Source organism: Cysteiniphilum litorale, assembly GCF_003428165.1.
GTDB lineage: Bacteria > Pseudomonadota > Gammaproteobacteria > Francisellales > Francisellaceae > Caedibacter > Caedibacter litoralis.
This window is the reverse complement of record NZ_QLIQ01000045.1, coordinates 1-16725: the sequence shown is the minus strand read 5'-3', so window position 1 is coordinate 16725 and position 16725 is coordinate 1. Positions and strand designations below refer to the sequence as shown.

General features: G+C 38.8%; 10 protein-coding genes. 5 read left to right on the top strand and 5 right to left on the bottom strand.

All coding sequences use genetic code 11. The features are described 5' to 3' along the window. Positions 1-306: 306 nt before the first annotated feature. The 3 genes from DNJ75_RS12835 to nadA form a co-directional block, all read right to left on the bottom strand. A complete protein-coding gene (locus tag DNJ75_RS12835; RefSeq protein ID WP_117003857.1) occupies positions 307-1779 on the bottom strand; it encodes an SGNH/GDSL hydrolase family protein in 1473 nt (490 codons plus the stop codon). Positions 1780-2313: 534 nt separating this feature from the next. Continuing rightward, entirely contained in the window at positions 2314-3180 is an 867-nt protein-coding gene (gene nadC, locus DNJ75_RS12830) for a carboxylating nicotinate-nucleotide diphosphorylase (protein WP_117003856.1), read from the bottom strand. After that, positions 3177-4214, bottom strand: coding sequence for a quinolinate synthase NadA (gene nadA / locus DNJ75_RS12825; protein ID WP_117003855.1), 1038 nt, complete (start codon positions 4212-4214; stop codon positions 3177-3179). The genes nadC and nadA overlap by 4 nt, the downstream gene beginning before the upstream one ends. A gap of 156 nt (positions 4215-4370) precedes the next feature. Here nadA and DNJ75_RS12820 point away from each other — a divergent pair, with 156 nt between their 5' ends. Beyond that, complete coding sequence (locus DNJ75_RS12820) at positions 4371-5114, top strand: SDR family NAD(P)-dependent oxidoreductase (RefSeq protein WP_117003854.1); 744 nt, start codon at positions 4371-4373, stop codon at positions 5112-5114. Positions 5115-5199: 85 nt separating this feature from the next. Beyond that, entirely contained in the window at positions 5200-8661 is a 3462-nt protein-coding gene (mfd, locus tag DNJ75_RS12815; protein WP_117003853.1) for a transcription-repair coupling factor, read from the top strand. Positions 8662-8852: 191 nt separating this feature from the next. Here the strand turns inward: mfd and glyS are convergent, their stop codons facing one another. After that, positions 8853-10934, bottom strand: coding sequence for a glycine--tRNA ligase subunit beta (gene glyS / locus DNJ75_RS12810; RefSeq protein ID WP_117003852.1), 2082 nt, complete (start codon positions 10932-10934; stop codon positions 8853-8855). Positions 10935-11179: 245 nt separating this feature from the next. Between glyS and DNJ75_RS12805 the strand changes: the two genes are divergently transcribed. Further along, complete coding sequence (locus DNJ75_RS12805; protein WP_157968337.1) at positions 11180-12118, top strand: sphingomyelin phosphodiesterase; 939 nt, start codon at positions 11180-11182, stop codon at positions 12116-12118. A 6-nt stretch (positions 12119-12124) separates the two neighbouring features. On the opposite strand, the gene DNJ75_RS12800 is transcribed toward DNJ75_RS12805, so the two are convergent. Further along, positions 12125-14050 carry a lytic transglycosylase domain-containing protein gene (locus DNJ75_RS12800; protein WP_117003850.1) on the bottom strand — a complete coding sequence of 642 codons (1926 nt, stop codon included), beginning with the start codon at positions 14048-14050 and terminating at the stop codon, positions 12125-12127. A 346-nt stretch (positions 14051-14396) separates the two neighbouring features. Here DNJ75_RS12800 and DNJ75_RS12795 point away from each other — a divergent pair, with 346 nt between their 5' ends. After that, positions 14397-15707 (top strand): sensor histidine kinase, encoded by a 1311-nt coding sequence (locus DNJ75_RS12795; RefSeq protein WP_117003849.1) that lies wholly within the window; start codon positions 14397-14399, stop codon positions 15705-15707. A gap of 184 nt (positions 15708-15891) precedes the next feature. Beyond that, the coding region (locus DNJ75_RS12790; protein ID WP_157968336.1) for an IS701 family transposase at positions 15892-16725 on the top strand (834 nt) is incomplete at its 3' end.

Sequence of the window (16725 nt, the reverse complement as noted above, 5' to 3'; positions counted from 1 at the left end):
ATCTTTAAAGTGATTTTCAAAAGTGGTGGATATTTCCTGAGTCATAGCTAATACAATAGATTCCTTTGATGACAACTTCAAAGATAAATTTAGCAAAAGTCAACATATTTTAGATGGGACAGCCGTGGGATGGCAACCTTTAAAACTTGACTATAATAAGGGCTTAATAAAAAATAGAGAGTTTTCAGTAATAATGGATATTCAGCTCAAGCCCGAATATGACAACTCGCGATCATTCTCGGACTTGATCCGAAAATCTAAAAAACACCTAAAATAATATTTGCATAACTTTATTGCTTTAAACAATCACTTTACCCTAATCTGGTGCATTACATACTGATACAGTGCTTTTTGTACCTGATACGTTGGGTGAACATGATCCCAGAAGACATAGCGCCACGGGTCATTACACATTTGTCCACTGGTTGAAGCCATAATCGTTGCTTTGATATCAGCAGATAGCGGTACTTTATTAATATACTCTAGATTATTTTCACCTGTTGAATTTTTCATTAGCAACATTCGATAAAAAGCATTTGGATCCTCAGATTCGGCATTTAAATGTGTTGCAAAATACCCACCTTGCCAACAAGATTGCCCTATGACCTTGGGATCTAGTCGCGTGTGATAGGTTTGATTGAACTGCTCTGGATCTTTTAACATGGATTCAAACATCGCATCAATACCAATAAATTTAACATTGCTTTGAGAGGCTGCAAACTGCTTTAATAAAGTGTTATGTAGGTTGCTCATATAACTTAACACAGCTTCATTGCCTAGCTCTTTTGATTCAATGGTTAATGCTAAATTTGGCAATCCAATAATTAACGCATTATCTGCACCAACTTCACCAATTGAGGAAATAATCTTACCAACAATCTGACTCACCGCATGATCCATTGCCTCTTTACTCATCGATTTATCGGCGGTGAGATAGTCATTGGCACCAATAAAGAAGATTGCCAGTTTATTCTCACCTTGTGACCAGCTTTGCTTATCTAACTGATACATTTTAACTTCTGCCGCTAGATTATAAGGTAAGCCTTGGCTTGCCCAGCTTGGTGACAATACAACCGTGGCACCACCAACCGAGTAGTTGCTCACTTCAACGCCATAAGGCTTAAGCATATTTTTAAGCTGCACTGCCCATACATTGCCATTAGAAAACATGCCAGTATAGTATGGGATGGATTTTGGAATTAATCCGCCTGAGAACTTATAAATATTGCCTTGATCACTTAAACTATCGCCAAAAATTAAGACACGATTGACATATTCAAGCGCACTTCCCTTGATGCTTAATGCGCTTGAGCAAGCAGACACGGTAAAGCTTGGAATATTATAGTTACCTGACAAGGTGTAACTATGCCATGATTTTTGATAATCCTGAGCGAGATTACCATGTTCAACCTCAATCTCACCATTGAGCTTCTTAAAGGTTGTATTATTACTTGTCCAACCATTATTTAACAAGTATTGGACGCTGCCTGATCGCGCCTTGGCATCTGTAGAAGGCGCAAAAGATATATGAATATCTGAAGTCGTATGGCTAAACGTATTGCTATTAGTATACCTACCGGCTAAGTGGTATTGATTGGGTAAAACTTCTGTACTGAAACTTGATCCGGCATTATCGCCATCTAGCTTAAAAGTCACAGGATAAGGGCAATTATTCTCTAAGATCAATTCTGATCTTGCATCCGCATTACTTAGTGCAGCACATCCCATTAAAGATAATGCCATAACGGCTGATAATGATTTTTTATTTGTACGAAACATATATGATGACTCCTTCCTAGATTTTAACAAACATTGATGCGTACTTTTGGCGTGCCACTTGGACGGTTCCACCAAGTTGATGTCTCATTGAGATTTTCTGTCCACCAATCATAAACAGACATCGTCAGCGCACCTTGTAAATGTGCAACATACATGGTATTAGTCCACAGCCCTGACGTTAATGTCAAGCGGATTTTATCGATGATATTTACAGCAAAGTCATCTGTATAACTCTTTAATTTTGCCTGTTTTATCTAAAAACCATATGCTACACCGTAAAAACATAACAGTCATTTTTAGTCATTTGTAATCAAACCAAGCATTGGTTAAATTAGCACCAAGCAGCAAAGCATACTGCTTAATCAAATCGCAACATTAATATATTGAGGAGTCATACCGCACCCGTGGAACGGGAGCGGTATGATTCTCAGTGCATCCCTTATGTTTTATTCCATGCTAAGCCAACAACCAACTCTCAGGATGGCGATCAAATCACAACAATTAATTGGAAATTACAAGGCTAAACTGCCAATATCATATAAACCGCATCGATAAATCAATCGCTTGAATGTTTTTAGTCAGTGCACCAATCGAGATAAAATCAACGCCGGTTTGCGCAACCGCATAAATACTATCAAGTGACATATTACCAGAGGCCTCAAGTTGCGCTTTACCCTTAGCGATACTGACGGCCTTTTGCATATCTCTTAATGAGAAATTATCAAGCATAATCACATCGGCATGCGCTTTTAGTGCTTCATTAAGCTCATCAAAGTTCTCAACCTCGACTTCAACCATTTTCTGTGGCGCGATTTCTCGCGCTTTTTCAATTGCCCTAGTAATGGAGTGATCACACGCTGCAATATGGTTTTCTTTAATTAAAAAAGCATCAAACAAACCAATGCGGTGATTCATCCCTCCACCACAAGTAACGGCATATTTTTGTGCTAAACGAAATCCTGGAATCGTTTTGCGTGTATCTAGTATTGTGCATTCCGTGCCCTTAATCGCTTTGACATATTCACGCGTTTTTGTGGCAACAGCTGAAAGCATTTGCAAGAAATTAAGTGCATTGCGCTCAGCGGATAAGATGCTGCGTGCTACCCCCTCAACTTCAAAAAGTGTTTTATTCGCAAGCACCTCATCACCATCATGATGGTACCAATGGATTTTTAAATTAGGATCAACTTGTCTGAAGACTTCATTCACCCAATCATAGCCACACATCACCATCGGCTCACGTGTGATCACGCGTGCACGAGCTTGCTCATGTTCATTGATTAATAAAGCATTAATATCGCCTTGATCAATATCCTCAGCCAGTGCTTGTGTTACCATTCTTGTCACAAGCGCTTTAGGGACTTCGGTAATTTGTTCGGTTTGTAAGTGTGTATGACTCATTTATTGTTAAACTCCACCATTCGCGTTAATGGCACCATTGCACGCTCACGCACATCATCTGGCACGATAATTTCATTGTTCCCATTCTCTAACACTTCAGCGAGATTCTTTAAGGTATTCATTCCCATCCATGGACAATGCGCACAGGATTTGCATGTCGCACTATTACCCATGGTTGGCGCTTCAATAAATACCTTATGAGGAGAGGTTTGCTTCATCTTATAGAAAATACCTGCTTCAGTCGCTACGATAAAAATAGGATTTGGCAATTTTTTTGATGCTTCCAATAATTGTGAAGTGGAACCAACGGCATCAGCCAATGCCACAATCTCTTGAGGTGATTCTGGATGCACTAACACAGCTGCTTCTGGATATTGCACTTTTAAATCAAGGAGTGCACGCGCTTTAAATTCCTCATGCACAATGCAGGCACCATTATAATGCACCATATCCGCACCAGTTTGCTTCTCAATCCAACGTCCTAGGTATTTATCCGGTGCCCACAGAATTTTTTGACCTTGATCATTCAAGTATTCACAAATTTGTAAGGCATTGGATGAGGTAACCGTCCAATCAGCCAAAGCCTTAATACGCGCTGAGGTATTGACATAAACGACAACCGTGCGATCAGGGTGTTCAGCAATAAACGCTTTAAACTCTTCCTCTTGACAGCTCACATCAAGTGAGCACTCAGCATCTAATGTCGGCATAATGACTTTTTTATGAGGTGACAAAATCTTGGCACTCTCTCCCATAAAGCGTACACCGGCAACGACTAGTGTTTCCGCTGGATGATCTTTACCAAAGCGCGCCATAGCGAGTGAATCTCCTAGCATACCACCGGTTTCCTCAGCCAGTGCCTGAATATCGGCATCAACATAGTAATGGGCAATTAAACAGGCATTTTTTTCTTTTAACAATCGTTTTATTTTCTCACGATAAAATGTTTTTTCTTGTTCATCTGTTACTTGTAAGCTTTTGGCTTTCGGCCAAGCTTGAGCAACACGTGATTGAAATTCGACATCACTGATCATATTAAGATGACTTTAACATACTAAATAAAAGGTTTTTGGAGTGTACCATAGACCATCCAAAATAAGAAAAAATAGCAGCATTTTTCTTGTTTTTCTTGCTTTCAGTCACTTTTTCTTTACAGTTGGCAGTTATAAGCAAAGCAATCAAGTTTCGTTATGACCTCAAAAAAAACCATTATTATTACCGGCGGCAGCCAAGGCATTGGCAAGGCGTGCTGTGAGCTCTTTCACGCCAATAATTATCAGGTGATTAATCTAGATATCGCCCCCAATGAGCTTAAAGGTGTTGATTATATTCAAACGGATTTAAGTCAAGTTGCGGCAATCAGTGAGACCTTTAAACAAATTAAAGAAAAGTACCCACGCATTGACGCGCTTATCTCTAATGCGGGCATTCACTTCTCTGCCAGTATTGAAAACACGTCAGAGAGAGATTATTTTCGTGTATTAAACACTAACCTTACCTCATGCTTTTTTGTGCTTAAAGAAACCATTTCATTGATGAAACGAAACGTCGATGGTGGACGCATTATTACTATTGGCTCAGATCAGTCTTTTGTTGCTAAAAATAACTCAGCGGTTTACGGCTTAACAAAAGCCGCGATTGCTCAGCTGACCAAAAACATCGCCCTTGATTATGCTAAAGATCATATTACTGCCAATTGTGTTTGTCCTGGCACGATTGAAACACCACTTTATTGGCAGGCAATAAAAAACTATTGTCAAAAATCAGGTGCTGATATTAATACCATTCATAAAGAAGAACAATTACTACAACCGGCAAAGCGCTTAGGACAGCCTGAGGAAGTAGCGAGTTTAATCTATTATCTGATTGATCAAGCAGGCAGCTTTTTATTAGGTAGCAATATTGCCATTGATGGTGGCTATACCGCGCAATAATTGCCATCTTTTCTGGTATTGTCTGGTATATGCTAAGCCAGTTCGCTAAAATAACGCCACGCAATATTCTAGATTTAAATTTATCATGCAGATTCTGCCAAAAGCGACACGCAATATTTATGCCAACGCCATTCCTACGGCACTATCGCTTGCCTTAAATGAATACATCTTGGCAAATGATCAAAAGCCTCATTTATTAGTGTGTGAAAGTGCACAAGTCGCACTACAACTATATGATGAGCTGTGTTTTCTACTGCCACAAAAAACCATATTGCACTTTGCTGATCTTGAGATTTTGCCTTTTGATTACTTCTCCGCGAGTGAAGATGTCATCTCATCGCGTTTAAATACCTTAAATCAGATTCAAAATAACCCCAATAGCATTATCATTGCCAGTGTTAATACGCTGACTAAATATCTACCACCAAAGTCCTTTTTGCATGCTAATGCCTTTATGATTAAAAAAGGAGACAAGCTTGATCTAACGCTAAAAAAACGTCAACTAGAAACAACAGGCTATCAAAATGTCACCCAAGTGATCAGCCGAGGTGAGTTTAGTGTGCGTGGCAGTATCTTAGATATTTTTCCGATGGGCTCGGATGACGCCTATCGTATTGATCTATTTGACGATGAGGTTGATAGTATCCGTTGTATTGATGTGGAAACACAACGCTCTCACTCGCCAATCGATGAAGTCAACATATTGCCAACACAAGAGTTTGTCCTTGATAAAAAAACACTCGATCAATTTGCACTAAACTGGTATGAGTTCATACCGCACGCGGATACTCAAAACCAAGTTTATCAAAGTATCATGAAAGGGCAGATGATCAGTGGTATTGAATTTTATCTGCCGCTGTTTTTTGAACGTGTTAACACGCTCTTTGACTATTTACCACAAGATACGATCATTCATAGCATTTATAACTGCCAATTGTCATTAGAGAAATATCACACTGATATTTTGACAAGACATGACCAGTTAGCGCATGATCGTGAGCGCCCTATTTTACAACCTGAGCAGGTTTTCTTGTCCCCTGCTGCATTTAATGGCTTAATCAAAGATTTCACGCACATTAAATGGTTATCTCAAGATAAAACCAAGGCAAATAACCTTGAAGTTGAGGCGCTACCTGATATTCATGTACATTATCAATATAAAGAGCCCTATCAAAAGCTTCTGGATTTATTAACAAATACAAGCTTTAACAAAGTTATTTTTTGTGCTGAAAGCCCAGGCAGAAAAGCACTTATGTATGAAAACTTAAGCAAACTGGGTTTGACGCTTGATACCTATGTCAACTTCAGTGATGCGCTTGAATCAGGATCAGCACGCTCAATTACTGTCGCGCCCTTTACCCAAGGCATTATCACCCGTAACAAAAATCATAAAACACTTATCGTTACCGAGTTTGATCTCTTTGCAAATCACAGTGCGATTAATCTACGCACACGCATTAAACAAAAAAATGAAGCTATTCCTACCGTCGCTCTTAAAGACTTATCGGAATTAAGCTTAGGCAGCCCCGTAGTGCATATTGAACATGGTATTGCGCGCTTTGATGGCTTAACTAAACTTGATTTCGGCACACAAGACACTGAATTTCTAACACTTAAATTTAAAAATGATGAAAAGCTATATGTGCCAATCTATGCACTGCATCTAGTCAGTCGCTATAGTGGTACCGAGCTTGAAAATGCACCTATTAGTAAGCTTGGCACCGATACTTGGCAAAAAGAAAAAGAAAAAGCGGCTAAAAAGATCAATGATGTTGCCGCTGATCTTTTGGCAATTTATGCAGAGCGTGCGCTCAAACAAGGCTATGGCAATATCTTCCATGAGAAAGACTATTTGGCATTTTGTGAAGGATTTCCTTTTGAAGAAACACCTGATCAAGCCATTGCAATTAATGATGTCATCAAAGATATGATTTCAGATAAACCGATGGATCGCTTGGTGTGTGGTGACGTTGGTTTTGGTAAAACAGAAGTGGCGATGCGTGCCGCCTTTATTGCCGCAAGTAACAATAAACAAGTCGCTGTTTTAGCACCTACTACCTTATTAGCGCAACAGCATTTTGATAACTTTAGTGATCGATTTAGTGAAATGGGCGGAAGCGTTGAGGTACTCTCACGCTTTAAAACAACCAAAGAGCAAAATGATGCGATCAAACAAATCAACGATGGTAATATCGATATTGTGATCGGCACACATAAATTATTATCTGAGAAAATTAAGTTCCATAATTTGGGATTGTTAATTATCGATGAAGAGCATCGTTTTGGCGTCACCCACAAAGAAAAAATGAAAGCAATGCGCGCTAATATAGATATTCTAACGATGACTGCGACACCTATTCCGCGCACATTGAATATGGCATTTTCTAATATCCGCGACTTATCAGTGATTGCCACGGCACCTGCTAAACGCCTATCGGTTAAGACATTTGTTAGACAATATAACAGTGGCATAGTCAAAGAAGCCGTGATGCGTGAGGCGTTAAGAGGTGGGCAAGCCTACTATCTTCATAACAGTGTTAGCACGATTTATCATAAGGCTGAGGAATTACAAAAGCTTTTCCCTGATATCAAGATTGCAGTAGCGCATGGGCAAATGCGCGAACGTGAACTTGAGAAAATCATGTTTGAGTTTCAACAGAATCGCTATCAAATTCTGGTGTGTACCACTATTATTGAAACCGGTATTGATATTGCTAATGCCAATACCATTGTGATTGAACGCGCGGATAATTTTGGCTTAGCACAGTTGCATCAGCTGCGAGGTCGCGTTGGACGCTCACATCATCAAGCCTATGCTTATTTACTGACACCACCTGAAGCATCATTAGCAAAAGATGCTAAAAAGCGCCTTGAAGCAATCTTAGAAACGGAATCATTAGGTGGTGGCTATATGCTTGCTAACCATGATCTTGAGATCCGGGGCGCCGGTGAGATGCTTGGCAAGGAGCAAAGTGGTAATATGCAAGGCATTGGCTTTAATCTTTATATGGACTTACTGCAAAAAACCATCTCAGCACTACAAAAAGGCGAAACATTTGATGCAACCAAGATCAATCAATCCTTCCAGCTGGATGCCCAGATTGAGCTTAGGATCCCTACACTTTTCCCTGAAGAATATATTTATGATGTGCACACGCGTCTAGGACTTTACAAACGTATCTCCAGTGCAGAAACACACGATGAGCTAGATAGAATCAAAGTTGAAGTGATTGATCGCTTTGGTTTACTGCCCGAGCATGCGCAATATTTATTTGATATAACTCATTTGAAATTAAGCGCCACTCACCTTGGTATTCATAAAATCGAAATGCACTCATCAGGTGGCAAGATAGGTTTTAACACACCTCTTGAGTTTGATCCTATTCACCTGATTACGCTAGTGCAAATGCAACCGCAAGATTTCCAATTAAGCCAAGATCAGAAATTGGTAATTAAAAAAGCATTACCTCAAGCCCAAGAAAGAATTGCATTTATTAGCGCGTTTATGGATAAGTTGCAATCAAAAATAAAACAAACAAGGCATTAAGTACCTAAGTAATAATGAAAAAATAAGTTGAGCTTCAAGTATCCCCCTCACCCGCGCAGCTTAAGCTGCACGAGCGATCCCGCAAGGGGAGAGGTACTAGCTTATGATGATTCGTGATTATTCTCGGACTTGATCCTAGAATAGATAATATTTGCGTAGGGGCGTATAGCCTACGCCTTATTGCCTTAGCGTTATAAGGCAGATAAATCAGCTACTTGACGAAATAAGTACGCTATTTTTTGTAAGATTGCCAGACGATTATTTTTAATCTTTTCATCCTCAGCAATAACCATAACGTGTTCAAAAAACTCGGCAATCGGTTCATCGAGTGTTGACAAAATCAACAACGCCTCTTGATATTTTTTATCACTTATTAACGCGGATAATTTGCTTTCAACAGAATGCAATGCTTCAAATAGATTAATCTCTGCAACTTCTTGTAATAAGCTTTGATCAATACTCAACACATCTTTCACATCATTTATGGTATTTTTTGCCAGAATGTTGGCAACACGTTTGTTGCTTTGTGCCAAGCGCTCGCATGCTGCATGCGACTTAAAGGCAAGTAAAGCATTAACACGCGCATCAAAATCAGCAACATCAGCATGATCAACAGCCTTGACCGCTTCAAAGATTTCTCCGGCTACACCCTCTTCTTTATAGATCACTTTCAAGCGATCAATGAAGAATTGCTTCAAACTATCCTTTAAATCTGCTTGTGCGCTTAATTGACCCGCTTGGAAAGTGTTGATTGACAACTCAATCAAGCTTGATAATGAGATCGCTAAGTGATGCTCTTTTAATATACGTAATACACCAATCGCTGCACGCCTTAAAGCAAATGGATCCTTATCCCCTGTTGGCTTTTGTCCAATGCCAAATATACCAACCAAAGTATCCACTTTCTCAGCGATGGCTAGCGCTTGTGCTATTTTACTTTGAGGTAGCTTATCGCCTGCGTATTTTGGCCAATATTGCTCTTCAATTGCCTGACATACTGCATCATCTTCGCCATGTGCTTTGGCATAATATTTACCGATAATGCCTTGTAAATCAGTAAACTCATAAACCATATCGGTCATGAGATCTGCCTTACTTAAGTAACCCGCGCGATGCGCAAGCATCTCATCTGCACCAATAACCTTAGCAATCGCTTGCGCTAATAACGCGATGCGCGCTGTGCGATCAAATACAGAGCCCAATTCCTTTTGGAATGTAACAACTTTTAGCTTTTCAACATACGTTTCTAACGGTTTTTTAACATCAGTATCATAGAAAAATGCGGCATCTGATAAACGTGCTGCCATTACCTTATTGTTACCTTTAATCACCGTTTGCGGGTTTAAGCTCGCGATATTACTCATGGTAATAAAATGATTGATCATCTTATTGTTATCATCAACCAAGGCAAAGCACTTTTGATGCTCTTCCATTGCCGATATTAATGCCTCTTGTGGCACGCGTAAAAAGCGCTGATCAAAATCACATAATAAGGCATGCGGATACTCGACAATGGCGGTAACCTCTTCAACTAAGTCATCATTTAGCACTGCATTGGCTTGATGTTTCTCAGCTAAAGCTTTGGCAGAAGTGACTACTTTATCTTTACGCACTTGCCAATCAACCAATACATGTGCCGCTTCCAATTTATCCACGTATTCACTGGCATTATTAATATGTATTGCCTCTGGTGCGTGAAAACGATGACCATAGCTGATATGTGAAGTTTTACAACCATAAAAGGAAGCATCAACCAGCTCATCATCAAGAAGCAATACCGCCCAATGCACAGGACGCACGAACTGATATTCTTCATCGCCCCAACGCATCATTTTGGGAATCGGTAATTTCTTCAATGCATTATCAATAATATCAGCAATGATCTCTTTGGTTTTCTGCCCCTTTTGTGCCACTTGATAAAAAAGGCGTGTGCCTTTGCTGTGCTCAATGGTGGAAAGCTCATCAAAGCTCACTCCACAAGACTTGGCAAAGCCTAAAGCGGCTTTAGTTGGCTTACCATCCGCATCATATGCTTTATCGATAAACGGACCCTCTTTATCGATTAATTTATCTTTTTGCGTTGTTTGTAATTGTTCGATCACAAAAGACAGACGTCTTGGCGAGGCATAAAATTGCTTAGATTGATAGCCAATCTCTAACTCATCTAATGCTTTACAGACGTTTTCTAATAGCTTTTGCGCCATATTTTTTAAGGCTTTCGGTGGCAGCTCTTCCGTGCCTAATTCAAATAATAAATCCGCAGTATCCAACATAAATCAATTTCATTAATTTCATCACTTGCAATGGGGCTGTATTTTAACGTCAATAGCGAGCAAAAGTAAGTAAAAGCGTTAAAAACAATAAAAACACTAAAAAAGTAAAAACCTAAAATTCTAAGGGAAAAATACTATTTTCATCCTGCTTTAATGTACTTCACATCATTTTCTTCTACACTGTCCTTGAGCATATGAGACGACATGCTCACCCCCAACTTAAAAGGAAATTAAAGGAGAAGACCATGAAACGATGGAAGTTAATCATCAGTGCTTTGATGTTAGTAATCACCCCCTATCTATTTGCTACTGAGATCAAAGTGATGACGTATAATGTGAATTTATTACCCAACATCCCTACGCCATTAACCACGAATTTAAATAAACCTTATCAGCGCGCTTATTATATCCCTAAAGAGATTGCCAAACACAATATCGATGTTGTCGCACTACAAGAAGCAATCGCGCCAATTTCTTTTTATATCTTGGATAAACGCATGAAAGCTTTTGGCTATAAATATCGAACAAATGTCGTGGGTCAGCCGAGTTTAGAGCATCTAAATCTGCTTAATGGTGGCGTTGTTATTTACAGCAGATACCCGATTGTTGGTCAGCCACAATATGTTGTTTTCCCACGCTCCTATGGACTTGAAGGGATTTCTAACAAAGGGGCAGTATTTGTTGCTATTGAAAAAGATCACCAAGTGTATAACTTTATTTCACTACACGCGCAAAGCTTTAGTGGCACTATTGATGATAATGAATTTAATGTTTGGAAAAGACAAATGGGTGCTTTGCAAGAAGCGATTTCAAATCAACATTACACAAGTAATGACAAAGTCATTTTAATGGGCGACTTTAACGCTGATAGCGGCTATTCAAGTACCACAGAACCCACAACGGGCAATATCGTCTATCAAACATTGCTTAATATGCTGCATTTAAAATCAAGCGCGCCTTTTGCTCAAAACACATTACCCTTTAGCTATGACAAATTAACCAATAGCATGGCAGTTAGTGATGAAAGAACAACACTTGATCACATTCTTTGTATCGATGGCGCAATATGTCCAAGTGACACACAATCAAGCGTTGAAATCGTTGCCCTTAAAAACAAACGTCTAGGTGATATGCCAGATTTATCTGATCATTATGCCGTGATTGGCAACTTGGTTTACCCTTAGTCTTTCTTAAGTTTTATCTTTTTGTGATATTGGTTGCATTACCTGCCCTAAGCGAAAATTCTTATTACCCAATATCGCTTGATTGTAAACCACCATATTGCGCAAGATATTCTTAACGTATTTGCGCGTCTCACCAAAGGGGATGATTTCAATCCATTGATCTGCCGCTAGTTGTTGCGCTGGTAACCAATTCGCCGCATTGCCCTGTCCTGCGTTATATGCTGCCATACCAATAATCAAATTATTGTTAAACAACTGATCCATAAAGTTTAAATTAGCAGCTCCTAACATAATCACTTTTTGCGGTTTGTATAAGTCATCATCTTCATAGCTTAAGCGGTATTTTTTTGCCAGAAATGCCGCTGTTGTTGGTAAAAGCTGCATGAGTCCTGTCGCACTTGCCGAAGATACACCGTGCACACGAAAAGCAGACTCTTGACGCATCATCGAGACAATAACATCTGGTTTGATATGAAACTCTTTACCTGCTTTTTGCACATCCGACCAAAATGCCAACGGATATAAACCTTTTAGGTTGCTCGAACTTCCCGCATTAGCATAGGCACTGGTTGATATCTGGTAGATTTTCTGTTTCTCTGCAAGCTCGGCAATGGCTAATTGTTCCTCGTTAGTGAAGCCATTTCGACTAAAGCGCCATAAGGCAAACGATAAGCCATATTCTTTGATCTGATATAAATCAAAAATCTGTAAAACAGTCTGATTATTTGCCATCTCATCTACGGTTTTTTGATCAACCTTAACGGGTTTATTATTTAACGCATAAGGCAAACCTAAGTCATCGGCAGCTAAAAAACCATAATAACTCGTCTCTTTTGCCAGCGCTGTTAAAATCGGCTTAGCTTTGTCATCTTGCTTTAAGGCTTGATAGCTTTTCGCCTGCCAATAACGCCAATCATCTTCTGATTTAAGCGATTGCGGCAACTTGTTATACCAATTTAAATAGCCTTTATAATCATTCCAATAAATTGCTGTACGTAAACGCCACTGCCATAATAAGCTTGTGGCATATTCATTTTCGATATCTTTAAGCCATTGAATCGCTTTTTTATTGTGCGCTCTGGCATAATCAATCGCAATTTCCGCATTGATTAGATTAATCGTTTTATTATCTAGCAAATGTTTTTGTTTAAAGGCAAGCCAAAAATCTTCAGCATAATGTGTATCTTTAGCCGATAGGTTGCCCATGACACTGATAACAGCAGATGAGAACCCATTGATTTTATGATATTGAACTGTCCAGTCATCCATATATTTTTTAGGATTTTGTGTCGTCTTTAACCATAGCGCATAAAAGCCTTGTAGCTCTTTGTTCTTCGTCTTATTGATCCACTTCAGTGCATCTTCGACATAGCCAGAAGTAGCTAGCGCATAGGCTTTTAGTCGAATTTGGCGCTCACTTAGCGCCACCTTACTTTCCCAGATTGACTCAAAATCATTACATGCTTTTGGCAAACGCGCGCGCGATAACCACAGATCAGTAAAATCATTAATTGCCTTAGCCTTATCACCAACGCTATACTCAGCAACAACGGCATAACACTTGCCATTAAAGCCTAAGTTATTGTCATAATAATGTAAAAATTTCTGCCAATCTTTTTGCTTAAGGTAGTAATTTGCTAAATCCTGCTTTAACTGATTTGCCCAGAAACTCCCTTCATTTTGCCTCAAATAAGCATCGATGGTTTCTTGTTTAAACACATCCGGATCAACTGAGATCTCTTGATATTGCAAAAAAGGATATAACGGTGTTTTAGTAAGCTTTGCTTTGACTTGATAGTAGTCTTTATAATTTTTTGCCAAAAGCAGGCTTTCTGCTTTATTGAAGTTCGCTAAATCTGTTTTATTCATTGCAACACTGGTCAATGACATCAGCATCGATGAAGTCAACAGCATTAATTTTCTAAATTGCATCTATTTATATACCTTAAGAACCATAACAGCGATTCATCTTAATAAAAAATATGGCATAAACTCAATAATTGTAGTCACCTTTGTATTACTTTAGGTAAAAAAACTCTACAATGAGCTACTTCAAATAGACATGCTCGCACACATGATTATCTTATACTCTGCATTAGTCGGATTTTTTGCAAGCTGCTTATCCAGCATCTGATGATGTTTATCGTTGCGATTTCAATGCTTGTTTAGCCATATTAATCCGTTTTTCAATTTTTCAATTTTCCTATTTTTGCATTATCGCTTTGGCGCTCTATACTTAAGCTGCAAAAGGATCTGATATGTAATTGATGGAAAAAGCATGCCAAACCAACTCACACAAAAAGTAAACACGCACTTCACAACGCTTTTTCTAAAGAACTATATCAGCTTCCCCAAACTGATTAGCATTATGCTGATTCTAGTCATTCTCAATAGCTTTTTTATTACCGCAATTCATCTGCACTATCATTCAAAATATGAGGATTCATTAGTACAAAACTCATTGTTTAGCTTATTGCGCATTCGTAATCAATACTTAACTCAAGCCAATGTTGAGCCGCGTTTTGTGCACTTTCAAACGGAAGTTCATCAAAGCACCCAGTTAAATCAATTTAATATTATCTTTCAAAAAGTTGCTGGCGCCTATGAAGTTAATACAACCTTTATTGATAATAAGTTATTTGATCAAATGCATTCTGATCTATTGACGCATCATGAGTTATTTATCACCAGCCCGATTAATGATGACAAAGGTCATAAGATTATTACTTTTTATGTTTTTTTAAATCCTGATGATGATTTACCTTATCTTTTAAGCAGCAGTATTGGTATTAGCATGGCGATTATTCTTTTACTATTTTTCATGTGGTACTTAGCACGCTTTATTCTGCCTAAATTATTATTAAACTCAGCAACTGCTGATACACAAACCAATAAATTGCCAAAATACCTCAATAAAGATGTATCAGTCCTTAAACAGCAGATTCAATTATTACTCCAAGAAAAGACCATTATGTTGTCGTCGATGTCACATGATATGAAAAACTCGCTGACCAAATTAAAACTCTTAAAATACATTATTGATAACGAGAAAGCGCAAGCAATCCTAAGTCAAGAAATCGATGAGATGCAAATGATTATTGACTCATCTTTGGCTTTTGCAGAGCGTGGTAATAACAATGCCAAAGTGAGTTTTGATCTGTGCGCATTTCTTGACAATCTATATCAGCAGCTTAGCCAACGTGGCTATAACTTTATTTTTGACAATCAGCTAACAGCACATACCTTTTTCTTGGGATACCCTAATTTATTGAAGCGTGCGTTACTGAATATCATTAATAACGCGGTAAAGTATGCACCTAATTACACGTTAAATGCCTACATTGAAAATGATCATATTGTCATTGACGTTAAAGATAATGGTCCAGGCATTTCAGAGAGTGACTTAAAAAATATTGCGCGGGCATTTACACGTGCACAACACGATGCACATCAAAATATTGATGGTCATGGGTTGGGACTGGCTATTACTCGAGTGGCTATTGAGTTTAATTCTGGCAAACTAAGTTTTGAAAACTTACAACCCAATGGACTGCTTGTCCGCATACGTTTAGCAATCAGTGAAAGCTAAACAATAAGAGAAGATTCACAACCATACTCCACACTACACCGATGGTATAGATCACAGTAAACAATACATATTTATTGAAAATACTGAACTTTCCCGAATTTTGTAAGAATTTGCTGTGGATGAGCTGCAGACCAAAGTTTATCCCTATATCTTAGGGTTGCTAAAAAACAGGAGCAACTCATCGATGGATACCTTACAACCTTTGCTTAATCACTTGCAAGCACTTTTTAAAAGAAGCACTCAAAAAGGACGGCTTTTTAGTGCAGTGATTTTAGCAATGATTATACCTATCGGTTCTGGTATCAGTAGTCAAATTTATCGTAAACTCGTTCAGATAGTTGGCTATTCGCTTAGCAAAACACGCTTTTATCGCTTTATGGCAAGTAAATGCTTTAACTGGGATGTGATTTGGAAAGCTATATTCAAACTGATTCCATTACCATTGACTGATGGACGCCTTATCATAGCCTTAGATGACTCCAACACGCCTAAAAGCGGCAAGGAAGTATTTGGTTGTGAGCATTTCTTTGATCATGCAGCCAAGCACAATCAAAGTAAATACCCTTGGTCACAGTGCTTTGTTCAACTTGGGCTCTTAAAGCTCATTCATACCCGTTGGGCATTTTTGCCATTGTTGACACGATTTTATCACTCTAGCAACAAAGCAGCGGCTGAGTGTTTTAACAGTAAAATTACACTGGCCTGTCAAATGATTCTTAAGCTTGGCACCTGGACAAAATCCCCCATTCTTATTGTGACTGATTCATGGTTTGGTAACGGTAAACTGTACAACCCGTTAAAAGATCAACTGGGTAATCGAGTCCATATCCTCACCATGTTACGCAAAAACAGTATTTTATACGGTTTTCCTGAGGTTATCGAAGGTAAAAAATGTGGGCGTCCTGCAAAATATGGTGCCAAAGCAGGTTCTGTTAGGGATTTGGCAAATGAATATAAAGCTAAAGCCCAAAAAGTCACAAGCTTTGTTTATGGTAAAAAGCGTGACATGCTTGTCTAC

Coding starts and splice junctions, on each gene's coding strand:
- DNJ75_RS12835 (WP_117003857.1), bottom strand. CDS start 1,779: ATGTTTCGTACAAATAAAAAATCATTATCAGCCGTTATGGCATTATCT.
- nadC (WP_117003856.1), bottom strand. CDS start 3,180: ATGAGTCATACACACTTACAAACCGAACAAATTACCGAAGTCCCTAAA.
- nadA (WP_117003855.1), bottom strand. CDS start 4,214: ATGATCAGTGATGTCGAATTTCAATCACGTGTTGCTCAAGCTTGGCCG.
- DNJ75_RS12820 (WP_117003854.1), top strand. CDS start 4,371: ATGACCTCAAAAAAAACCATTATTATTACCGGCGGCAGCCAAGGCATT.
- mfd (WP_117003853.1), top strand. CDS start 5,200: ATGCAGATTCTGCCAAAAGCGACACGCAATATTTATGCCAACGCCATT.
- glyS (WP_117003852.1), bottom strand. CDS start 10,934: ATGTTGGATACTGCGGATTTATTATTTGAATTAGGCACGGAAGAGCTG.
- DNJ75_RS12805 (WP_157968337.1), top strand. CDS start 11,180: ATGAAACGATGGAAGTTAATCATCAGTGCTTTGATGTTAGTAATCACC.
- DNJ75_RS12800 (WP_117003850.1), bottom strand. CDS start 14,050: ATGCAATTTAGAAAATTAATGCTGTTGACTTCATCGATGCTGATGTCA.
- DNJ75_RS12795 (WP_117003849.1), top strand. CDS start 14,397: ATGCCAAACCAACTCACACAAAAAGTAAACACGCACTTCACAACGCTT.